Origin of the sequence: Archangium violaceum (assembly GCF_016859125.1) — a bacterium.
Taxonomy (GTDB): domain Bacteria; phylum Myxococcota; class Myxococcia; order Myxococcales; family Myxococcaceae; genus Archangium; species Archangium violaceum_A.
In genome coordinates, this window is sequence record NZ_CP069338.1 from 7,917,746 (window position 1) to 7,938,752 (window position 21,007).

The 21,007-nt window shown below is 66.3% G+C and carries 20 protein-coding genes; 14 read left to right on the forward strand and 6 right to left on the reverse strand.

What is annotated here, in order from left to right; genetic code table 11:
- Positions 1-69: 69 nt before the first annotated feature.
- The 4 genes from JQX13_RS54635 (at position 70) to JQX13_RS33925 (ending at position 3,229) form a co-directional block, all read left to right on the forward strand.
- Positions 70-375, forward strand: coding sequence for a group II intron maturase-specific domain-containing protein (locus tag JQX13_RS54635; RefSeq protein ID WP_239014017.1), 306 nt, complete (start codon positions 70-72; stop codon positions 373-375).
- 199 nt (positions 376-574) lie between these two features.
- Positions 575-1,615, forward strand: coding sequence for a TIGR04552 family protein (locus tag JQX13_RS33915; protein ID WP_203403610.1), 1,041 nt, complete (start codon positions 575-577; stop codon positions 1,613-1,615).
- A gap of 251 nt (positions 1,616-1,866) precedes the next feature.
- Positions 1,867-2,361 carry a helix-turn-helix domain-containing protein gene (locus JQX13_RS33920; protein WP_203403611.1) on the forward strand — a complete coding sequence of 165 codons (495 nt, stop codon included), beginning with the start codon at positions 1,867-1,869 and terminating at the stop codon, positions 2,359-2,361.
- Between the two features lie 196 nt (positions 2,362-2,557).
- Positions 2,558-3,229, forward strand: coding sequence for a hypothetical protein (locus JQX13_RS33925; protein ID WP_203403612.1), 672 nt, complete (start codon positions 2,558-2,560; stop codon positions 3,227-3,229).
- A gap of 265 nt (positions 3,230-3,494) precedes the next feature.
- Here the strand turns inward: JQX13_RS33925 and istB are convergent, their stop codons facing one another.
- Both istB and JQX13_RS33935 read right to left on the reverse strand, forming a co-directional pair.
- Complete coding sequence (istB, locus tag JQX13_RS33930) at positions 3,495-4,262, reverse strand: IS21-like element helper ATPase IstB (RefSeq protein WP_203403613.1); 768 nt, start codon at positions 4,260-4,262, stop codon at positions 3,495-3,497.
- A gap of 140 nt (positions 4,263-4,402) precedes the next feature.
- Positions 4,403-5,191 (reverse strand): Mu transposase domain-containing protein, encoded by a 789-nt coding sequence (locus JQX13_RS33935; RefSeq protein ID WP_239014018.1) that lies wholly within the window; start codon positions 5,189-5,191, stop codon positions 4,403-4,405.
- Between the two features lie 74 nt (positions 5,192-5,265).
- On the opposite strand from JQX13_RS33935, the gene JQX13_RS55620 reads away from it, so the two are divergent.
- Positions 5,266-6,324, forward strand: coding sequence for a transposase (locus tag JQX13_RS55620; protein ID WP_203403614.1), 1,059 nt, complete (start codon positions 5,266-5,268; stop codon positions 6,322-6,324).
- Positions 6,282-6,668: a transposase gene (locus JQX13_RS33945; RefSeq protein ID WP_203403615.1), complete on the forward strand. Its 387-nt coding sequence runs from the start codon at positions 6,282-6,284 to the stop codon at positions 6,666-6,668. Before JQX13_RS55620 ends, JQX13_RS33945 begins: the two co-directional genes overlap by 43 nt.
- Positions 6,669-6,706: 38 nt before the next feature.
- On the opposite strand, the gene istA is transcribed toward JQX13_RS33945, so the two are convergent.
- On the reverse strand, positions 6,707-7,681 hold the full coding sequence (istA, locus tag JQX13_RS33950) for an IS21 family transposase (RefSeq protein WP_203403616.1): 975 nt from the start codon (positions 7,679-7,681) through the stop codon (positions 6,707-6,709).
- Between the two features lie 193 nt (positions 7,682-7,874).
- On the opposite strand from istA, the gene JQX13_RS55625 reads away from it, so the two are divergent.
- On the forward strand, positions 7,875-8,003 hold the full coding sequence (locus JQX13_RS55625) for a hypothetical protein (protein WP_275424891.1): 129 nt from the start codon (positions 7,875-7,877) through the stop codon (positions 8,001-8,003).
- A gap of 156 nt (positions 8,004-8,159) precedes the next feature.
- Entirely contained in the window at positions 8,160-8,822 is a 663-nt protein-coding gene (tnpC, locus tag JQX13_RS33955) for an IS66 family transposase (RefSeq protein WP_203403617.1), read from the forward strand.
- A 36-nt stretch (positions 8,823-8,858) separates the two neighbouring features.
- Here tnpC and JQX13_RS33960 read toward each other — a convergent pair whose 3' ends face one another.
- The 3 genes from JQX13_RS33960 to ffh all read right to left on the reverse strand — a co-directional run bounded on the left by JQX13_RS33960 (position 8,859) and on the right by ffh (position 11,221).
- A complete protein-coding gene (locus tag JQX13_RS33960) occupies positions 8,859-9,131 on the reverse strand; it encodes a hypothetical protein (protein WP_203403618.1) in 273 nt (90 codons plus the stop codon).
- Positions 9,132-9,134: 3 nt separating this feature from the next.
- Complete coding sequence (locus JQX13_RS33965; protein WP_203403619.1) at positions 9,135-9,338, reverse strand: phage integrase N-terminal SAM-like domain-containing protein; 204 nt, start codon at positions 9,336-9,338, stop codon at positions 9,135-9,137.
- A gap of 236 nt (positions 9,339-9,574) precedes the next feature.
- Positions 9,575-11,221: a signal recognition particle protein gene (gene ffh / locus JQX13_RS33970; RefSeq protein ID WP_203403620.1), complete on the reverse strand. Its 1,647-nt coding sequence runs from the start codon at positions 11,219-11,221 to the stop codon at positions 9,575-9,577.
- Between the two features lie 729 nt (positions 11,222-11,950).
- Between ffh and JQX13_RS33975 the strand changes: the two genes are divergently transcribed.
- The 6 genes from JQX13_RS33975 (at position 11,951) to JQX13_RS34000 (ending at position 20,994) form a co-directional block, all read left to right on the forward strand.
- Positions 11,951-12,892 (forward strand): hypothetical protein, encoded by a 942-nt coding sequence (locus JQX13_RS33975; protein WP_203403621.1) that lies wholly within the window; start codon positions 11,951-11,953, stop codon positions 12,890-12,892.
- A gap of 418 nt (positions 12,893-13,310) precedes the next feature.
- Positions 13,311-13,928, forward strand: coding sequence for a transposase (locus JQX13_RS33980; RefSeq protein WP_203403622.1), 618 nt, complete (start codon positions 13,311-13,313; stop codon positions 13,926-13,928).
- Between the two features lie 475 nt (positions 13,929-14,403).
- Positions 14,404-15,846 (forward strand): DUF3375 domain-containing protein, encoded by a 1,443-nt coding sequence (locus tag JQX13_RS33985; protein WP_203403623.1) that lies wholly within the window; start codon positions 14,404-14,406, stop codon positions 15,844-15,846.
- 5 nt (positions 15,847-15,851) lie between these two features.
- Positions 15,852-16,445 carry a DUF4194 domain-containing protein gene (locus JQX13_RS33990; protein WP_239014019.1) on the forward strand — a complete coding sequence of 198 codons (594 nt, stop codon included), beginning with the start codon at positions 15,852-15,854 and terminating at the stop codon, positions 16,443-16,445.
- On the forward strand, positions 16,442-19,816 hold the full coding sequence (locus tag JQX13_RS33995) for an ATP-binding protein (protein WP_203403625.1): 3,375 nt from the start codon (positions 16,442-16,444) through the stop codon (positions 19,814-19,816). Before JQX13_RS33990 ends, JQX13_RS33995 begins: the two co-directional genes overlap by 4 nt.
- Positions 19,816-20,994 carry a DUF3322 domain-containing protein gene (locus tag JQX13_RS34000; protein ID WP_203403626.1) on the forward strand — a complete coding sequence of 393 codons (1,179 nt, stop codon included), beginning with the start codon at positions 19,816-19,818 and terminating at the stop codon, positions 20,992-20,994. Before JQX13_RS33995 ends, JQX13_RS34000 begins: the two co-directional genes overlap by 1 nt.
- Positions 20,995-21,007 lie beyond the last annotated feature (13 nt).

Consider the following 21,007-nt stretch of genomic DNA (forward strand, 5'->3'; position numbering starts at 1 on the left):
GCCCTTGAAGCGATGAAGGAGCGGGTGCGGGAGATGACGTCCCGTGTCTAGGGGCGGAGCCTGGATGCGGTGGCCAAGGACCCGCGGGCGTATCTGCTGGGATGGAAGCAGTATTTCCAACTGGCGGACACCCCCGGTGTCTTCCGGCAACTGGACGAATGGCTGCGCCATCGCCTGCGAGCCCTCCAACTCAAGCAGTGGAAACGGGGGACGACGGTGTTCCGAGAGCTGCGCGCCCGGGGAACGCCCGAGCACATGGCCCGCCGGGTTGCCGCCAATACCCGCCGCTGGTGGAGGAACTCGGGCATGTACCTCCAACTCGCCCTGCCCACGAGCTTCTTCGACCGGCTGGGAGTTCCGAGACTCGCCAGCTAACCTCAACCTATCGAACCGCCGGATGCGGACCCGCTTGTCCGGTGGTGTGGCAGGGGAGTAGCGAGGCGACCTCGCTACCCCCTATGCCGATTTCCGCAGACCCTTCCTTCTGTCCGCGGGCTCGGCTAGAAGCCTTACTGTGAAGTCCGCGCCCACTATCCCACAGTTACTCGACATCCCTGTTTGCTCCGTAGCGGACATGGGCCTCCGCGAACTTGAGCGTATACGGCTCATCCTCCGGGGGAGTTCGGTCATCGACTGGCGACGGATGCACTTCCAGACCCGGGATGAGGTTGACCGCTTCCTCCGGCTCTGCCAGATCGACACCACCCGTCCTGAGGACGAATCGTGGGCTCGGATGGTGCTCGCGGATGCTGTCGAGTACCTGCGGCAGACCTACAACTACCGGGTAGCTGATGCCGTGGCGGACCCGGCGGAACTCCACGATCTCTTCCTTTATGCGTCCGGCGTGAAGGGGTTGCCGAGGCACCGACGCATCGCCTGCATTGTGCTCAAGGTGATGCACGTCATCCAGCACATTGAGGGGCGGGACCTGCTCCACCGTCTGGCGGTCTCCGAGGCAGACCTGTCCGAACTGGTGATGGCGAAGGTGTTGGATGTAGCGCAGTTGCTTCGGGACAAGGGACTGCCAGTTGTCGAGTTCGCCCACTCCATTAAGTCTCGTGAGTCCCTCATCACGAAGCTTCTGGCCAAGAGAGAGACGGTAGCGGCTCAAATCTATGACCGAACCCGCTTCCGCATTATCACCCAGACGCAGGCGGATATTCTCCCTGTCCTTTATTTCCTGACGCAGCATCTCTTCCCCTTTAACTTTGTCGTCCCTGGACAGACCGAGAACACTCTTGTCTCGTTCAAGGCTGTGCTTGCGGAGAACCCACACCTCCAGCAGTACGCACAGCACCTCCACTTGGATCTCGACTACGAGGACCGCGAGGAACGTACGCGCAATCTGTTCTCCGGTGGATCCTACCGAGCGTTGAACTTCGTCGTGGATGTTCCGCTGCGCATGGACGCGTACCTACCACCGCCTGAACAAGACTCGCGTGAGCGCAAGAACCGGACGGTTTTCACGCTCGTGGAGTTTCAGATCATCGACGAGGAGACCTCTCTCCAAAATGAAGAAGGAGAGAACGCCCACAAGCTCTATAAGCGTCGGCAGAAGCGGCGTGTTCTGCGCCGCCTCTCTCGAGGGCTCGTTGTACCAAAGCGACAAGGATAAAGCATCACTCCGCCACTTTGTGCGAGAGCATCTACTGCGGGTGTTTGACGCTCTTGGTGATGTCGAGTGGGTTGAAGGGCTTATTTGTTAGGATCTTCTGTAGCTGAGGTGGGCGCGCCAGGGTGGACGGAGGGGCTCCGGTGAGAGACAGGGGAGAAGCAGTCCGAGAGGCGGCTGTCACTCTCGCGAGAGCGCTGGTCGCCGAGTTGCAGTGCGTGCCGCCCCAGCGTGTGCTGGCGGGGAGGAGGGGCGTGGCGGGGCCGAGGCCGCAGGAGGTGCTGGGGCGCGTGTTGCGCATCCAGGGGTTGAGTGTGAGAGGGGCCCGGCTCACGTCCAGAGGACTGGAGGTGGAGGTGCGTCCGCGCCAGCGCAAGCCGCGCTGTGGGGTGTGCGGCCGTCCCGCGCCCGGCTACGATACGAAGCCTGGGCGCCTGTGGCGGCACCTGGCGCTGGGACAAACCATCTTCTGGCTGCATTACGCCCCGCGCCGAGTGCACTGCCGCGAGCATGGGGTGAGAGTGGAGCGGGTGCCCTGGGCGGCGCACGACTCGAGCTTCACGCACGCCTTCGAGGAGTTGGTGGCCTGGCAGGCGCAACGCCTGGACAAGTCCTCCATCTGCCGAATGCTGGGAATCAACTGGCGCACGGTGGGCACCATCATCGAGAGGCTGGTGGAGGAGCGCCTGTCGCCCAACCGCCTGGAGGGGCTGCAAGTCATTGGCGTGGACTGTTACCGCGCAGCTTAGATGGGGGAGAGCGGCCCGGAATCGGACCGACTGGATGATGGAAAGGGGGCCCGGGTCGTGGTGCGCCCCATCACCCAGCAGGTTCGGGTCAAGGCATGACGGGTGAGGTAGTGCGCAAGCCCCAGGAGGGCGGGGCCTGTGCGGCAGGGAGTGCCGCTCCGAGGGCCCGGTTGGGGCGCGGAGAAAAAGGAGGCCCGTGACGTGTAGACAGCACGGCACGGGCCAGAGCTCCGCGCAGACAGTGGAGAAAGAGAAGCGGAGCAGGCGAGAAATCATCCGAGTGGCGCTGCCAGTCAAGACTTGGGAGCAGGAGCCACCGGACGTGGAGGCGGTGAGGCCGGGGAGGTGCCCGGGGTGTGGAGCGGCGAGCCGACCGGTGGGAGGGCGGGTGGTGCTGCACGGGCACGGCACGAGAAGCCGGCAGGTGTTGGGGGCCGAGGAGCCGGGAGGGACACCGAGACAGGTGGATGTACAGGTGCGGCGCTACCGCTGTCAGGCGTGCGGGGCCACGTGCACGGTGGCGCCGTGGGAGGTGTGGACGCGCAGGCTGTACTCGCTGACGGCGATAGTGTGGACGCTGGCGTTGTGGGCCGTGGTGGGGCTTGGGCTGGCGGCGGTGCGTGAGCGCGTCAGCCCCTGGGTGCACGTGGGAGCCACCTCGGCCCGGCGCTGGCGTACGCCCCTGGAGTGGGTGGAGGCGGTGGAGGAGCGCAGACTGCTGTTGCGCGTGCGTCCCTGGCCAGCCGGGTGGGAAGCGCGCCGGGCGGAGGCGCACGTGGCCAGCGCGGTGGCGGGCCACGCACCGCCGAGCGCGCCCTCGCCGCCCCTGGCGGTACAGGCCTTTTGGGGAGCCGTGCACGCTGCATGAGGGGCGGCGGCGTGGGCCCCAGGCCCCATGCAGCCCCCACCCGAGAGGTTGCCTCCCCGCGCCGACTGGTGGCGGGCACGGTGGGAGTGCGCCCGCGGCGTGTGGCCACTTGATGTTGGCGTTCACGAGGAAGCGAGGGAAAATGAACCAGCCGGTTTGGGCGCGAGGAGTGGCGGGGCTCGCGCTCCGAGGAGGCCCGCACCGCAGTTGGGGGCGGGCCGGAGCGGAGCCACAGGGGGACTGGGGGATGTAGTCCCCCAGGGTGTCAGCCGGAGCGGCGAGAGCGGCGAGACTCCAGAGAGGCTTCGGCTTCGCGGCGGCGGTAGCTGTCGCCCTCTATGGAGACGATGTCGCAGTGGTGGATGACGCGGTCGATGAGGGCGGTGGCGCAGCTGGCGTTGGGGAAGATGGTAGGCCAGTCGCTGAAGGCCTGATTGGTGGTCACCACGGTGGCACCGGAGCCATACCTGTCCTCCAACACCTCCAGCAACTCCTTGCGCTCGCTGGTGCCCAGGGGCTCCAGGCCGAAGTCGTCCAGAATCAGCACCCGGGCCTTGGCGAGCCTGCGCAGCAGGTGCGGGTACGTACCGTCGGCACGAGCCTGCGCCAGCTCGTCGAAGAGACGCGAGGCGCGGCGGTACACCACGCTGTAGCCGTCGCGGCACGCCTTCTGTCCGAGCGCGCACGCCAGGAAGCTCTTGCCCACGCCCGTGGGGCCCGTCACCAGTACGTTCTGCGCCTGCTCCACCCAGTGCGAGGTGGACAGCTCCAGCATTTGGGCCTTCGTCAGCCCGCGCGCCAGGCTGTAGTCGATGTCCTCCAGGCACGCCGTCTGGCGCAGCCGCGCGTTGCGCAGGCGCGAGGTGAGCTTCTTGTTCTCCCGGTGCACCCACTCGGCATCCACCAGCGGGCCCACCAGGTCGGCCGGGCCCACCTGTGTGTCGGGCGCCCGCTCCAGCCAGGTGCGCATGTACCCGGCCATGCCGTACAGCTTCATCGCGTTGAGCTTCTCCAGCGTCTGCTCCGCCAGCATTCTCTCGTCTCCTCGTTGGGGTTTTCGGGTGTTGAGCCGCCTGCGCGCGCCCGAAGGGCGCGCGCAGGCGTCCTGCGTGGTAGCGGGCCACGAGGGCCAGCACCGCGGAGGGTTGTCCGCGCACCGTGGCGCGGGAAGCTTCAGTGGTAGTAGTCGGCGCCGCGCACGTTCTCGTGCCGCGGCAGCGCTCCCTTGTCCTCGTGCGCCGTCTCCACCTCCTCGAGGTGGTGCTGGAGGATGGCGGCCACGGACTTGTAGCTGTAGGCGCGGTGGCGCACGGCCCTGGCGCACGCCTTCTCCACGCGCTGCTGTCCGTAGCGCTGCGCCAGGCGGATGACGCCCAGGGCCGAGCGGAAGCCCTGCTCGGGGTGGGGCTTGCGCTTCATCAACTCCTCCACCAGCGCCGCCGTGCTGGGGCCCACCGTAGCGGCCCAGGAGAGAATCCGGCTGGGCGTCCACTGCGCATGCTCGCGGTGGCTGGCCGGCATGTGCTCGGCCTGAGTGGTGTGCCGTCCGCGCTCCTCGCTGCGCACGTGGCTTGCCACGCGCCGGCCTCCCAGCAGCACCTCCACACACGAGGGCGTGTAGCGCACCTCCACCTGCTGCCCCACCAGCCCGTAGGGCACGCTGTAGTAGTGCCCCTCCAGCTCCACGTGGTAGTCCACGTTGACGCGCGCCTTCTTCCAGTGCGCCAACTCGTAGGGCTTGTCCGGCAGCGCCTTGAGCGTCGCCTTCTCCACCTCCTCGAAGAGTTGCCGCCGGCTCTTGCCTGGCTTGCGCATGGGCCTCGTGTTCAGCTTCTCCAGCAACTCCGCCACCGCCTCGCGCACCTCACCCAGCGACGTGAAGCGCCGGTTGCGCAGCGCCGCCAGAATCCACCTCTCAAGAGCGCTCGATAAATCCCAGGAAGTGAAAGCTGGGTGATCCAAAGGTGGGTGGGGAAGGCAAAGCCCCACCCCTGGGGTTCGGGTGCAAGAGGTACCATGTGAAGTAGGCAGGGGGAGTGAGCCAGAAGAAAGCGCGGGCAGCAGAGGGAAGAGTCCGGACGAAAGAGCCGGACAGGTCGCAAGGCTGGCTGTTCAAGCAGATGCCGGAGCAGTTGGTGGAGCCGGAGCACCCGGTGCGGGTAGTGGCGGCGGCGGTGGAGGCGTTGGACCTGAGAGGTTTTCTGGCCGGGGCCAAGGCGGTGGAGGGACATGCGGGACGCCCGGTGACAAGTCCCCGGTTGCTGTTGGCGCTGTGGGTGTACGGGATTGAGCAGGGAGTGGGGACGGCGACGGAGCTGGCGCGCCGGTGCGAGGAGGACAGGGCGTACCAGTGGCTGGCCGGTGGAGTGAAGGTGAGCCACGACAAGCTGAGCCAGTTCCGGGTGGAGCACCTGGAGGTGTTGCAGCAGGTGTTTACCGACGTGCTCTCGGTGCTGTTGCAGCAGGGGCTGGTGAGTTTGGAGCAGGTGGCGCAGGACGGCACGCGGGTGAGGGCCAGTGCCTCAGCGCCTTCGTTCCGGCGGGAGCAGTCGCTGCGGGAGTGCCAGGAGCAGGCCGAGCTGCACTTGCAAGCGGTGCTGGCGCAGAAGGACGACCCGGAGCTGACGCGTGGGCAGCAGGCGACACGAGAGGCCAAGGCGCGTGACTACCAGGCGCGGGTGGACGCGGCGCTGGAGGCGATAAAGCAACAGCAGGCCAGGAAGAAGGGGGCGGACAAGGAGAAGGTGCGCGCCTCCACCACGGATGCGGATGCACGGGTGATGAAGATGGCCGATGGGGGTTTCCGACCCGCCTACAACCTGCAATTCGCGGTGGCTGGGGAGGCGCTGGGAGGGCCGCGAACGATTGTGGGAGTGGAAGTCACCAACCAGGGCAGCGACATGGGCAGCGTGAGCCCCATGGTGGAGCAGATTGAGCAACGCACGGGCCAGGTGCCCGAGCGCGTGCTGGCCGATGGCGGCCATGCCACGTGCGCAGACGTGAAGCAGTGCGCGGCCAAGGGGTTGAAGCGCTCATTTCGGTGCCCGAGCGCATGGCCCAGGCCGGGCAGCAGGGGGACCATTCCCCCGAGGTAGAGGCGTGGCGTGAGCGCATACGCACCGACGAGGCCAAGGAGCAGTACAAGGCCCGCGCCGGCCTGGTGGAGAACGTCAACGCGCAGGTGAAGGGGCGCTATGGCCTGACGCAGGTGACGGTGCGGGGGCTGGAGAAGGTGAAGTGTGTCGCCTTGCTGGTGGCCCTGGCGCACAACCTGGCCGCACACGGCCAGCCTCTGGTGGATGCGCTGCTGGCGCGCCAGAGCGCGCTTGCCGAGCCGGCTCACCTCCTCGAGCTGGCTCCAGGCAACGCGGCCTCTCTCGGTGGCGGCATCAGTCCGGTGCCGGTGGACCAGGTCACCGCCTTGCCTGCTGGCTTCTGACGGCCAGCCCCCTGCCGCGTGTGGTGTGACCGGGCCTCTCAGGCTCCAACCAGGCGATGAGCCCCCGGGCTGTGTGGTTGAATCCCGCTCTCGCCTGCTTCCACCTGTACAACCCCCCCTCCAACTCCGCGCCTCGGGATGGGCGATTTCCTCCGCCCTCCCCTCCACTTCCTGATCGCGCTCTGCTCCCGCGAGGGATTTATCGACTGCTCTTCAGCCAGCAGCACCCCGTTCTCCGCCTTCGCCTTGTCCCGCGGCTTGCGCGGCCTCGCCGGCACCACCGCGAAGCCGTAGTGTCGCGCCATGTCCGCATAGCTGGGGTTGATGTCCGGCTCGTACCGGTTGGTGCGCGTGACTGCCGCCTTCAGGTTGTCGGGCACCGCCATCTCCGCCACCCCTCCGAAGTACGCGAACGCCCTCTGGTTGCACCCCACCCACGTGCCCACGTCCTCGCTGAAGACGGGCTCCATGTACGTGTAGTTGCTCGCCCCCAGCACCGCCACGTACAGCTTCGCCACCCGCACCTCGCCGCTCAGCGCGTCGTGGACTTGCAGCCCATCACCGCTGAAGTCCATGAAGCACTTCTCCCCGGCCCGGTGTTCCTGGCGCATGGTGACGCTCACGCACTTCGCCCACCGCGCGTAGCGCTCGCAGAACTGGCTGTACTGGTAGCCCTCCGGGTGCTCCTCCCGGTACTCCTGCCACAGCAGCAGCCTGGTGACGCCCTTCTTCCTGAGCTCCGCGTGCACGTGCGCCCAGTCCGGCTCGGGCCGGCTCGCCACCACCTTGCCCTCGTCCGCGAACAACAGCGCCGTGAGCGCCGCGTCGTCATCCAGCTCCGGCGGCAGCGGCCAACTCGTCAGCTTCGCCGCCTGCGCCCGGTACAGGTAACGATTCACCGTGCCCACGCCGATTCCCAGGCTCCGGGCAATCTCCCGCACCGACAGCTTCTGCTCCAACCTCTGCCTCAACAACTCTCTCAGCTTGCGCATGGACAGCCTCTCTGCCGCCATCAAGTCCTCCTTCGGGGGGAGGTCAGAGGCGGCGGCTCGTCCAGCACCGTCAACGCTCCACTGTGTCGCCCATCCCGGTGCCTACCTCCCGGGTGTGTTCCACTTGCCCGGAATCGGTGTTCCACATGGCCGGAATGGGCGTTCCACTTGCTCCGGAATCAGTGTTCCACTTGCCCCGGAATCGGTGTTCCACATGGTCCGGTGCACGCACCTCACCCAGGTGGAGGCGCTCCAGCACTCCCTGCGCCGCTACCGCACCCTCGTCGTCATGCAGGCGGAGTGGGCGCGTGTCGCGCCTCCCTCCGAGCACTCCCCCAGCTGAACCCCACTCCGGCCAGCCCTCGCCGGACGTGCGCGCCCACCGCTCACGTCCGGCGAGGGCCCCATCAACGAGTGTGATGCGCGCCCGTGCGTCCTCGCTGATGCCCATCAACCAGCCGGTCCAAATCTCCATCAACAAGTGTGCGCGGCAACACTGGTGGACGGGTACAAGGGCTACGACAAGCTCTTCACTCGCGAGGGAGCCACCGCGGTGGAGGTGGGGTGCTGGAGCCATGCCCGGCGCTACTTCGTGGAGGCATTGGAAGCCGGTGACACACGGGCGGCGCTGCCGCTCTCCCTCATTGGCCAGCTCTTCGAGGTGGAGCGCGAAGCCAGCGCGTCCCAGGTGGACGACGCCGAGCGGCTGCGCAGGCGCGACACGCTCTCGCGTCCCATTACCGAGCAACTGGGGCGCTGGGTGGCCGACACCTACAACGCGGAGCCACCGAAAAGCCGGCTGGCCCGGGCGTGCCGCTATGCCCTCAACCAGTGGACGGCGCTGCTGCGCTTCTTGGAAGAAGCACGCCTGCCCCTGCACAACAACGCTTCGGAGCTGCGGCTGCGGGAGATTGCCGTCGGCAGGAAGAACTACCTGTTCGCCGGCAGTGACGCGGGCGCCGAGCGCGCCGCGTGCGTGTACACGCTGGTGGCCACCTGCGTGCTGGCGGGCGTGGACCCGCAGGCGTACCTGACCGACGTGCTGGAGAAGCTCTCCCGGGGCTGGCCGCGGCGCCGGCTCGAGGAACTGCTGCCGCCCATGTGGAAGGCGTCGCGCGAAGCCGCCGCTCAGGCTCCCTCTGTCTCGCCCGCGACCACCTGAGCGCCGCCCCTCCCTCTCGAACCAGGCCGCGCGCCCCTACCACATCTCCGCCTCCACGCTGCACCGCTCCGCCGAGCGGATACCGTAGGCCAGAATGCCGTCCTTGTGCCGCCTGACTATCTTCGCCAGCTTCGCGAAGGGGGCGAGCCCGGAGTGGCTGGCCCATCCCAGCAGCCGCGTCACCTCCTCGGCGCTGAGCACCACCGGCAGCCTCGCCGGGTCCGAGGGCCACGACAGAAACGACACCACTTCCGGCCGTCCCAGGGTCCGGGCGTAGAGGAACTTCAGCCCCGCCATGTGCTGGCGCAACCGCTAGGACTTCAGCTGCTTGTGCTCGACCAGGTAGCGGATGTACGCCCTCACCTCGTCCTGCCCCATTCTCGCGGGGGAGCGTCCGAAGTGCCGGGCGAAGTCGGCCGCCGCCGACAGGTACACCTTCTTCGTCACCGCCGCGTAGCCACCGAGCTCGAGGTCCTGCTGCATCTTGTCGCGCAATGCGCCCATGGTGTCCTCCATGCGGCGCTCCACTGCGCCGCACGGGGCACACTGCGGCAGCCCTACTCCGTCCGTCACGTCGCGCGACCTACCTACAGGATTTTCCTCGGCGGGTGGCCCTCTGCCTCAGGCTCCTCCTCGGTCTCTCCTCGACTCCGCCCGTCACGTCCTCTCTCGGTGGGCGTGCGGCCCGTCGTTTCCCCCGCCGCGCAGCGGCTTCGTTCAACAGTGTGTGGCTCTCCTCTTCGGAGCGACGGCTACTTCTTCTTCCGGTTCTTCTTCTTGTTTTCCTTCTCGCGCTTGCGGCGCTCCTTGATGGCGTCCTTGTTCTCGGTCTTGCCGCCCGCGGCGGAGGGCGGGGCGTAGCCCATCATGCGCGCCTTCGCCATGGCCGCCTGACCCATCGGCGGCGTATAGCCTGGGGCGATCTGCGGCAGTTGCATCGGCATGCCGCCCATGCCCATCCCGGCCATGGCCTTCTCCATCATCTTCGGGTCCTTCCCGAAGACACTCGACAGGTCCATGTTCTTCAGCTGCGCCAGCTGGCCCATCTGCTTGAATCCAGGGATACGCCCCAGCAGGCCCGGGTTCTGGCCGATCGTCCCCATCACCTGCTGCATCATCCCGAACTTCTGCAGCAGCTCGCGCACTTCCTCCGTCTTGCGCCCGCTGCCCTTCGCGATGCGCTTCACCCGGCTGTCGTTGATCAGGTGCGGACGCAGGCGCTCCTGCTCCGTCATCGAGTCGTACATCGCCTCGATCTTCGTCAGCTCCTTCTCGTCCGGGTTGAGCTGCTCGGTCATCTCCCCGAAGAGCGGGAACTTGTCGAGCAGATCCTTCAGGGGCCCCATCCGCCGCACCATGCGGATCTGCTCGACGAAGTCCTTCATCGAGAAGTTGCCCGACAGGAGCCTCTGCGCGTCCTCCGCCGCCTTCTTCTCGTCGACGACGCCCTCGAAGTCCTTCATCAGGCCGACGATGTCGCCAAAGCCCAGAATCCGGCTGGCCAACCCGTCCGGGCGGAACTCCTCGAGCTTGTCCATCGACTCGCCCATACCCAGGAACTTGATGGGCTTGCCCGTGACCTCCTTGATGGAGAGCGCCGCGCCACCTCGCGCGTCACCGTCCAGCTTCGTGAGGATGAAGCCATCCAGGCTCAGGCGCCGGTCGAACTCGGCCGCCGTGCGCACCGCGTCCTGGCCGATCATCGCATCGCACACCAGCAGGATGTTGTCCGGCCGGACGTTGCCCTTGATGGCCTCCAGCTCGGTCATCAACGCCTCGTCGATCGCCAGACGGCCCGCGGTGTCGATGAGCACCACGTCGCACTTCTGCTCGCGCGCCGCAGCGTACCCGCGCTTCGCCAACTCCGGCGGCGGCACGTTGGGCTCGAAGTACACCGGCACCTTCAGCCGTTCGCCCAGAACCTTCAACTGGTCCACAGCCGCCGGACGGTAGATGTCCGCCGCCACCAGCAGGGGCTTGCGGCCCTCCTTGAGCAGCTTGCTGGCGAGCTTGCCCGTGGTCGTCGTCTTGCCCGAGCCCTGCAGGCCCACCATCATGATGCCGCTGACCTGGTCCTTGGGCTTGAGCTGGAGGCTCGTGTCCACCGGACCCATCAGGGCCTCGAGTTCGTCGTGGCAGATCTTGACGAAGTGGTCGCCCGCCGAGACGCGGTGCTTGCGACCAGCCTTGTCGGTGATGGTCGTCTGCACCACCTCCCCGACGGCCTTCTCGCGCACTCGCGCGACGAACTTCTTCACCACATCGAAGGCGACATCGGCCTCGAGCAGGGAGACGCGGATGTCGCGGAGCGACTCATCCACCATTTCCGGGGTGATTTCACTCTTGCCTGCGAGGCGGTTCTTGGCGGCGCGAAAGCCCTTTGCGACGGTTTCAAGCATGGCGGTCGCTATATAACAGCGGCGGCCTGGACGGGATGCCCATGTGCGTTCCCGTCGTTCAGCGGGTGAACCAGGTGTTCATGCCTCGGCACCCGGGGAGAATTCGACCAGCTATCCGGACTCAAAGCCCCCAAGGCGCAGGCACTCGGCGCCTCTCCTCAACAGGCCTTGGACCACCGTCTACGCGCGTTCAGGAGCAGCCAATCACCCTGGGGCTGCCTGAGGACTCAGGGAGCGCAGTCCTAGTACTACTGTGTCATAAACGTCTGACTTCCCGTCAAGAACGCCCTCGTCCAAGGGCTCCGTCAGTATGCCGCCATCCAGAGGGGCGGCGGATTTTTATGACACAGTAGTACTAAAGGAGCGTCTAGGCGGCGGACACCTGGGCTGCCCGGCCACTCCTCCGGAGCGCCGTGCTTCCTGCCGCGCGAGGGTCCCGCGTATCCCCAGGAAGCAGGCTTGATTCAAAGTCCCACGGGAGAGGTCATCCCACCCGGCCCTACGGTTGAAGTATAGTGCCACCGACAGGCGCCTACCGGCCTTGAGCAGCCGCGGACTGAGCGCGCGGGGAGCGCCTGCACACAGCGAGGTGACGGGCCGGGCAGGTCCGGGGAGAAGAGGGATGAGTGGGGAGAAAAACCGGGGCGGGAGGGCTGGCGGGCCCTCCACACCCCAAGCGGGCTCGGGAAGGGGAAGAGTGAGCAGGACACCCCATCCCACGTGCAGCGGATGCTGACGCGACTGGGGCTGACATTCAAGGGAGTAAAGGACCCCCGGGCCTGTCGGGGACAGAGGCACCCGCTGGCGGCGATGTTGACGCTGCTGGTGCAGGCGTTGGCAGTGGAGAGGAGGGTGTTGAGGCGGGCCGAGGCGCTGGGCGAGGACATGCTGCGCGAGGGCACGGCGCCCGAGGGGCTGAGGAGGCCGGTATCCGACACGACGTTGGACAGGCTGCTGATGAGCTTGGAGCCAGAGGGCTTGGAGCAGGAAGTGCACCAGACGGTGCACCGGGGCCTGGAGTTGGGGCTGATACGCCAGGATCTCTTCGCCCGGGGCGTCGTTACCTTTGACGGGAAGGTGGGGGAGAGCACGCCAGGGCAGGCGCCGTGTGAGCCGTGCCACACGACGAAGGATGAGCAGGGGCGGGAGTACGGGTACCCGTACGCGCTGCGCGCCAGTCTCACCAGCAGCGCGGCCCACCCGGTGCTCGACCAGAAGTTGCTGGAAGGCAAGCAGGGAGAGGCGACGGTGTTCCCCGAGCTGTTCAAGAGGGTGGTGGGGAAGTTTGGAGAGCACTTCGAGTACGTGACGGTGGACGCGGGCATGACGAGCGCGGCCAACGCGCGCGTGGTGAGGGAGGCGGGCAAGCACTACCTGATGGCGCTCAAGGAGAACTTCCACCGGCTGCATGACAAGGCGTGGGTGTTGCTGGCGGTGGCGCCGGTGAAGGTGCGAGTGCACGAGTGGGCGAAGGGGGAGTGGGTGGAACGGGAGTCGCGGGTGGTGGACATGCCGGAGGAGGACTTTCCCAGTGCCCGGCAACTGGTGTGGGTACGCCAGGTGCGCACGAAGGACGGGGGGCCGAAGGTGGAGACGCGGCTGTTCCTCACCTCCCTTGCCAGTGGGCAACTACCTGCTGGCCCTGGTGCGCACGCACCTGTCGGCTCGTGATGGGCTGCCCGCCAGCTTCGCTCGCACCATGGTTGGGGGGCGGATTGGGCCTGGGAAACACCGAGTGAGGGCTGGCGTGCCCCGCTGTCCAGGTGAGACATGGGAACCGAAAGGCCAGCAATTCCCACCGCCGGGGCCCATGCACTGCAGACAAGCGGAGCGCCAGTGGGTCTTTCGCCGGATAGCAGCATACGTCTGGAGTGCGGGCGCCTTGGAGCGGCCCGGTTGTCTGGACAGGAACTTGGAAGGCACACAGGCCCAGGATGTGGGCGAGGTGGGCAGGACCTGGGGTTGTAGCTGTGTCGCCGCGCGCAATACCAGGAGCGTGTCGGAGAACCCCACCGCTGGGGGTGGGGTAGAGGGGTGACGCCCCAGGTGGTCCTTCAGAGAGAAGGCGAATTCTGGTTGAAGCTGGAGGGTGAGCACCAGCGAAACGAAGAAGCCCGAGCAGAGCGTACTGTTGGATGTGCCCGAGGGGCAGAGGCCGCAGCGGCAGGAGGAGACGAAGAGCTCCGCGCGCTTCAGCTCGCCGCGACCGTTCCGGGAGTGGCAGCCGGACCAGGGACAGTTACTGCCGCAGTACGCGAGGGAGGTGCTGGGGGAGGGACACCTGGCGTGCTTCTTCGTGGAGCTGGTGAAGGTGCTGGATTTCAGCCCGATTCTGGGGGCGTACACCAAGGAGTGCGGGCAGCCGCCCTACCACCCGGTGATGATGACGCTGCTGCTCATGTACGCCTACGCGCGGGGCATTACGAGCAGCCGGGAGATTGAGAGGCGGTGCGAGACGGACATCGCCTTCCGCTACCTGACGAGAGGAGAGCAGCCGGACCACGACACGGTGTGCGCCTTCCGGGTGAGATACCTGGAGGCCTTCCGAGCGCTCTTCGTGGACACGTTGCGGGTGGCCCGCCAGTCGGGGCTCGAGAAGGTGGGGCACCTGTCGGTGGACGGCACGAAGATGAAGGCCAACGCCAGCAAGCACAAGGCCATGAGCTACGGGCGGGAGCTACCTGGCCTGGCCGCTCAGGCCGCGTAGCGGCGAGGCCGCCGCGAGGCGGCACGACGAGTCGTCGCTTCCGTCCTCCCCTCATGACCACTGGGCCTGTAGCGCCATATGGCGCCTGCCATGCGCCACTGTCCCTCTGGCCGATTCCCCGACACGCTCCCAGGCGGGCTGGCGCGGTGCGAACGGGGAGCCGATTTTGTGGACATACCCAATAAGTCGACTACATCGTAGGTAGTGTCATGGAACGAAGGAAGAGGCGGAGTTTCACCCCGGAGTTCAGGGGCGAAGCAGTCCGGCTGGGGCGTAAGGTCAGCGAGAGCCTACCCAGGTGGCTGCCGAGCGTCCGCGTGCCTTCATTCTCTTCCGGTATCAGCAGCTCCGACCATGAAAGCCGGCTGGGCGCGAGCCAGTGGCCCACGGCTCCTTTTGAACCTGCGCGTGTCAGAGGAGGGCGCTAGGCCTTCCGCCCCGCCTGACCGGCCTACCTTGATGCTGGCGATACACCGTGTCCACCCCTCTCGACCGCGCCACCCTTCAGAAGCTACGCGAGCAGAACCCAGCATGGAGGCTCCTTGCGGCCACCCACGCACCGTTCATCATCAGCTTCCTCCATCAGGCCTTCCTGGCCTCCAACACGCGCACCGTCTCGCAGCAGGCCCTGGCCTCGCGTCTGGAGGACCACCTCCACGAGGGGCGGTCACTTGGGGGCCTGGATCTGCCCAAGAGGGCCGAGGCGTACCTCGACGACTGGGCGGGCGACAGTGGTTGGCTCCGTAAGTTCTATCCGATGGACAGCGATGAGGCGCACTTCGACCTGACGGCCGCGGCGGAGCGCGCCATTGTCTGGGTTACCCGGTTGCTCGAGCGGCGCTTCGTCGGGACGCAGTCGCGGTTGTTGACCGTGTTCCAACTGCTCTCGAGCATGGTGGAGGGCAGTGAGGTGGACCCCAACGCACGCCTCGCGGAGCTCCAGAGGCGGCGAGACGCGATTGACCAGGAGATGGAACGCCTCCGCGCCGGTCTCGTTGACGTGATGGCGGCCACGGAGCTGCGCGAGCGCTTCCAGTTGATGGCCAGCACCGCCCGGGAACTGCTGGCCGACTTCCGCGAGCTCGAGCAGAGCTTCCATCTTCTCGACCGCGACGTGCGTCAGCGCATCGCCACCTGGAGCGGAGGGCGAGGAGCGCTCATCGCCGACATCCTCGGCGAGCGCGATGCCCTCTCCTCATCCGATCAAGGCACGAGCTTCCGTGCGTTCTGGGACTTCCTCATGTCTCCCGACCGGCAGGAGGAGCTCACCCAGAAGCTGCAGCACGTCTTCGAGCTCGAGGCCATCCGCCAGACGGCGCCGGACCCGCGCCTGCGCCGCATCCATTACGACTGGCTCGCGGCGGGTGAAGCCACCCAGCGCACCGTCGCCCGGCTGTCCGAGCAGCTCCGGCGCTACCTTGATGACCGGGTGTTCCTCGAGAATCGGCGCATCCTCGAGGTCATCCGGAGCATCGAGCAGCAAGCGCTCGCGTTTCGCAACTCCCCACCCAGCGGCACCGTCGCGGAGCTCGATGATGTCGCGCCCGCTGTCGAGCTGCCCCTGGAACGTCCCCTCTTCGCGCCTCCCTTCGTGGCCCGCCTCACCCAGCAGCTGCTCGAGGCCGGTGAAGAGGATGTCGCCTCTGACGGCCTCTTCGAGCAGGTGGCGGTCGACCGCGCCCGCCTGCGCACGAACATCCAGCACCTCCTCCAGCGGCAGGAACGCATCACCCTGGCCGAGGTCGTTGCCCAACACCCTCTGCAGCATGGGCTCGCGGAGCTCGTCAGCTACCTCGCCGTCGCCTCGGAGAACCGGAAATCGGTCTTCGACGAGCAGTCGTCCCAGCGCATCGAGTGGAACGACCGCCGTGGCCAGACGCGCTCCGCCACCATCCCTCTTGTTGTCTTCACCCGATGACCTCCATGAAGCAACCGACCACGGCAGGTGATGCCCTCTCGCCCCTCGTCATCTCGCTGATGAAAGGGGTGATGTGGCGCGAGGACAACGAGCGACACTGGCAGCAGCTGCTCTCTCTCCAGGCGCGCGTGCGCGACCATGTGGCGGTCCTGGGCCTGCGGCTCGAGCTCGATGAGGCCGAGGGCTATGCACTCCTGCGCCAGCGTCCCCTGGAAGAGGGGGATGAACTGCCGCGGCTGATTCCACGCCGACCGCTCAGCTACCCGGTGAGCCTGCTGTTGGTTCTGCTTCGGAAGAAGCTCGCCGAGGCGGATGGGGGCGGAGCAGACCGCCGCGTCGTTCTTCGCCGGGAGGACCTCGTCGAGATGCTCCGCCACTTCCTGCCGGACACCACCAATGAGGCACGACTCGTCGACCAGGTGGGCAGCCACATCAACAAGGTGAAGGACCTCGGGTTTCTCCGTCCCCTCGGGGGGCGGGAGGACGAATACGAGGTGGTGCGGTTGTTGAACACCTTCGTCGACGCGCAGAAGCTCGAGGAGTTGCTGGCGAGCTACCGCGCCCACGCCGAGACCTTGGGGAAGGAGGTTCCCGAGTGAGCACCAGGAACCCAACGCAGGTGGATCTGCTCGACCGGGCCGCACCGGATGAGCGCGCTGGATTCAGACTCCAGCGGCTCGAGCTTTTCAACTGGGGCACTTTCGACGGCAAGGTCTGGCACTTCGAGGCGGGTGGTGAGACGTCGCTGCTGACCGGCGATATCGGCTCGGGAAAGTCCACCGTGGTCGACGCGGTGACGACTCTTCTCGTCGCCCCACAGAAGATTTCGTACAACAAGGCGGCCGGAGCCGAAGCGCGCGAGCGCACGGTGCGCTCGTACGTGTTCGGTCACTACAAGGCCGAGCGCAGCGAGACGGGCGCCGGAGCCAGACCCGTGGCTCTTCGCGATGCGAACAGCTACTCGGTGTTGCTCGCGCATTTCTTCAATGAGGGCTATCAGCAGCATGTCACGCTCGCCCAGGTGTTCTGGATGCGCGAGCAGGAGGGCCAGCCGTCACGCCTGTGCATCGTGGCGGACCAGAAGCTCTCCATCACGGAGCACTTCTCGGGCTTCAGCAATATCTCCGAGTTGCGGACCCGACTGCGGCGCATCACCAAGGACATCCACGATACGTTTCCCCCGTATCAGGCCGCCTTCCGCAAGCGCTTCGGCATCCAGAACGACCAGGCGCTGGAACTGTTCCACCAGACGGTTTCGATGAAGTCGGTCGGCAACCTCACCGATTTCGTCCGTCAGCACATGCTCCAGCCCTTCCCCGTCGAGGAGCGAATCCAGCGCCTCGTCAGCCATGTGGACGACCTCACGCGGGCGCACGAGGCCGTGCTCAGGGCGAAGGACCAGCTGCGTCGGCTGACTCCTCTCGTCGAGGACTGTGACCAGTACGATGCCCTCACTGCCAAGGTGCAGGAGGATCGCGCCTGTCGCGACGCGCTGAAGGCGTGGTTCGCGTCTCAGCTGACCGAGCTCCTCTCACAAGCCATCTCCGAGGCCAAGGCCCGGCTGGAGCAAGCCGCGCTCGAGGTGAGCCAGAGGCAGACGCAGGAGCAGGAACTTCAAGGGCTGCGGGATGGGCTCAATCAGGACATCGCTCGCAACGGCGGCGAGCGCCTGGAGCGTCTGCGCTCCGACATCGCGAGGCACACCCGTGAGAAGGGCGACCGGGAGCGTCGCGCAGAGAGTTACGATCGCGCCGCCGCCAACGCCGGCCTTCCAGCGGCCACCGATGGGCAGGGCTTCCTCGCCAATGCGCGTGCGGTCCTGGCGCTTCAGCCAAGGCTCGAGCAGGAGGTCGCGACCCTGCGGCAGCAGACAATCGACGGCAGTGTTCACTTCAAGGAACTCGCCGCGCGCCAGCAGGTTCTGGCAGCCGAAGTCGACGCCCTCCGCGAGCGCAAGTCGAACATTCCCGCGGATTTCCTACGGATGCGGACGCGGCTGTGCGAGGCGCTCTCCGTGGACGAGGAGGCCCTCCCCTTCGCGGGAGAGCTGATGCAGGTGCACCCCGACGAGCGCGCCTGGGAGGGCGCCATCGAGCGCGTCCTGCGTGGCTTCGGCACCTCGCTGCTGGTCCCCGAGGAGCACTACCCCCAGGTCTCCAGGTGGGTCGACCAGACCCACCTGGGAATGCGCCTCGTCTACCACCGGGTGAAGGACGCGAAGCAGTCGAAGACCCCAGCGAGCGGCCCGGACTCATTGGTCCGGAAGCTGGAGTTCAAGCACGAGTCCCCTCTCTCCGAGTGGGTCGAGAGCGAAGTCACCCGTCACTTCAACCCGGTGTGCTGCAACACCCTCGAGGAGTTCCGTCGCGAGAGGGACGCGCTGACCCGAAACGGTCAGCTCAAGGGCGGTTTCAAGCACACCAAGGACGACCGGAGCCGCGTCGATGATCGGACCCGTTACGTCCTGGGTTGGGCGAACCACGAGAAATTGGCGGCCCTCGAGCGAGAGCGGAAGGAGGTGGAGCGGCAGGCCCAGGCAGCAGCGGATACCATCAGCAAGGCGAAGACCGAGGAGAGCCGCCTCCAGAAGCGGCTCGATGCGCTGAAGACCGTGGCGGAGCACAAGAGCTTCGAGGATCTCGACTGGCGTCAGAGCGTCGTGGAGTTGCAGAGGCTCGATACCGAGCAGAAGGCCCTCGAGAAGAGCTCGGATGTCCTCCGCACACTGAAGAGGCGGCTCGAGCGCTTGGAGAAGGAGCTGAAGGAGTGCAGCGAGGCGCGCGACAAGGCCTCGACACTTCATACACGGGTGGAGGAGGGAAAGCTCCGGCTGGAAAAGCAGCTCTCGGCCCAGCGTTCTCTCATCGAGGCCACCTCGGACAAGGAGCGCTCGCTCTTCGGCCGCCTGCGGGAACTGCATGCCGAGTCCGGGCCGACCGAGGTGCTGACCGTGGACAATGCGGCCGATGCGGAGAGCCAACTTCGGAACTGGCTCCAGCAACGCATCGATGCCGATGATCAGCGAGGGCGCCGCCTCGGTCAGAAGATTGTCTCCGCGATGGTGGACTACCGGAACGTCTACCCGCTCGAAACACGGGAGACGGCCGCCACCCTGGAAGCCGCCGATGAATTCCGCAAGATGTTGACGACACTGCGCAATGACGATCTGCCCCGCTTCGAGAGGCGGTTCAAGGAACTGCTCAACGAGAACACCATTCGCGAGGTCGCCAACTTCCAATCCCAGCTTCGTCGGGAACGGGAGGAAATCACCGAGCGTATCGAGACCATCAACCGGTCCTTGCGGAACATCGAGTTCAACCCCGGGCGCTTCATCCGCCTCGAGGCCGCGAATGCCACCGACGTGGAGGTGCGCGACTTCCAGCAAGACCTGAGGGCCTGCACCGAGGGGACGCTGACCGGCTCTGGCGACGAGACGTACTCGGAGAACAAGTTCCTCCAGGTGAAGAAAATCATCGAGCGCTTCCAGGGGCGAGAGGGCAGCAGCGACCTCGACCTGAAGTGGACCCGCAAGGTGACGGACGTGCGCAACTGGTTCACCTTCTCCGCGTCCGAGCGCTGGATCGAGGACGACCGCGAGCATGAGCACTACACCGACTCGGGCGGCAAATCGGGAGGCCAGAAGGAGAAGCTCGCCTATACGGTGCTCGCGGCCAGCCTGGCGTATCAGTTCGGTCTCGAGTGGGGCGAGAGCAGGTCGCGGTCGTTCCGCTTCGTGGTCATCGACGAGGCCTTCGGCCGGGGCTCGGACGACTCGGCAGCATATGGCCTGGAGCTCTTCCAGAAGCTGAATCTGCAGCTCCTGGTGGTAACGCCTCTGCAGAAGATTCACGTCATCGAGCCGTATGTGGCGAACGTAGGCTTCGTGTCGAACACCGATGGGCAGAGCTCCAAGCTACGCAATCTCACCATCGAGCAGTTTCGCGAGGAGAAGGCGCGAAGGAGCGCGTGATGTCCGCCTCGAACTGGAGCACGCCCGAGGAACTGGTGGAGCAGCTGGAGCGGATGTGGGATCGTGGAGAGATTCTGCGAGCCTCACTGACGGGTGAGGCGCTATTTCCGAAGCAGCTGCGAGTCCGCAGACCGAGCACGAAGGAACTGGGGGAGCGATTCGAGGACGCCCGTCGGTGGATTCGCCAGCTGGAGGAAGACAGCCGGGCACGCGGCTACCTGCTCGAGTTCGAGGAGGTGGTGCACCGCCAGCTCGGCCGTAATCGGGTGCCCGGGCGTGTCGTGGTGCCGACCGAGGCCGATGCCCTCCGCATCATTGGTAAGACGCAGGACGCTGAGCGCTTCCATACGCTGCGCGAGGTGATTGTCGACGCATTTCCCAGCCTCGAAACGTGGGTGCACGCACGCCCTCTGAAGGTGGTGGAGCTCGCGGCGCACTGGGAGGGACTCCTGGCGGTCCTGCGCTGGTTCTCCCGCAATCCGTGCTCGGGCCTCTTTCGCCGCCAGCTCGAGATTGAAGGGGTGGATACCAAGTTCATCGAGCACCATCGGCAGGTGCTCACGGAGCTTCTGGAATTGACGCTTCCTCCCGAGCAGATCCTCTCCGAGCGGGGTACCTCGTTCGACCGGCGCTTCGGGCTCCGGGAAAAGCCCTTCATCGTGCGCTTTCGCCTGCTGGATGAGACGCAGTTCATCCAGGGGTTTTCGGACCTGGCGGTGCCACTCTCGGACCTGGCGAGGCTGGAGCTCCCGGTGGACGACGTCATCGTCACGGAGAATGAGGTGAACGGGCTCGCGCTGCCGCCGCGCCCACGGACAATGGTCGTCTTCGGCCAGGGCTACGCGCTCGAGAGGCTCGGTGAGGTGCCGTGGCTCGCCTCACGCAGGGTTCTCTATTGGGGGGACATCGACACGCATGGTTTCACGATGCTCGACCGGTTTCGCGCGCATTTTCCCAGAGCGCGCTCGCTGCTGATGGACCGCGAGACGTTGCTCGCGCATCGGAGCATGTGGGTGGTCGAAGAGACGCAGAGCACCGAAGCGCTCACTCGGTTGAATGATGACGAGCGCCTGCTTCTTCGCGAACTGTTGCGTGGCGCGCTCGGCGAGCGGGTTCGCCTCGAGCAGGAGCGAATCGGATTCCAGTTCGTCCGTGGAGCCCTCGAGCGAGCCCGATGAACCGCTGTCGCTC

Excerpts from the sequence above, each read along its gene's own strand:
- JQX13_RS33915 (WP_203403610.1), top strand. The coding sequence starts at position 575 with ATGGGCCTCCGCGAACTTGAGCGTATACGGCTCATCCTCCGGGGGAGT.
- istB (WP_203403613.1), bottom strand. The coding sequence starts at position 4,262 with ATGCTGGCGGAGCAGACGCTGGAGAAGCTCAACGCGATGAAGCTGTAC.
- JQX13_RS33945 (WP_203403615.1), top strand. The coding sequence starts at position 6,282 with ATGGCCCAGGCCGGGCAGCAGGGGGACCATTCCCCCGAGGTAGAGGCG.
- istA (WP_203403616.1), bottom strand. The coding sequence starts at position 7,681 with ATGGCGGCAGAGAGGCTGTCCATGCGCAAGCTGAGAGAGTTGTTGAGG.
- JQX13_RS55625 (WP_275424891.1), top strand. The coding sequence starts at position 7,875 with ATGGTCCGGTGCACGCACCTCACCCAGGTGGAGGCGCTCCAGCACTCC.
- JQX13_RS33965 (WP_203403619.1), bottom strand. The coding sequence starts at position 9,338 with ATGGAGGACACCATGGGCGCATTGCGCGACAAGATGCAGCAGGACCTC.
- ffh (WP_203403620.1), bottom strand. The coding sequence starts at position 11,221 with ATGCTTGAAACCGTCGCAAAGGGCTTTCGCGCCGCCAAGAACCGCCTC.
- JQX13_RS33975 (WP_203403621.1), top strand. The coding sequence starts at position 11,951 with ATGCTGACGCGACTGGGGCTGACATTCAAGGGAGTAAAGGACCCCCGG.
- JQX13_RS33990 (WP_239014019.1), top strand. The coding sequence starts at position 15,852 with ATGAAGCAACCGACCACGGCAGGTGATGCCCTCTCGCCCCTCGTCATC.
- JQX13_RS34000 (WP_203403626.1), top strand. The coding sequence starts at position 19,816 with ATGTCCGCCTCGAACTGGAGCACGCCCGAGGAACTGGTGGAGCAGCTG.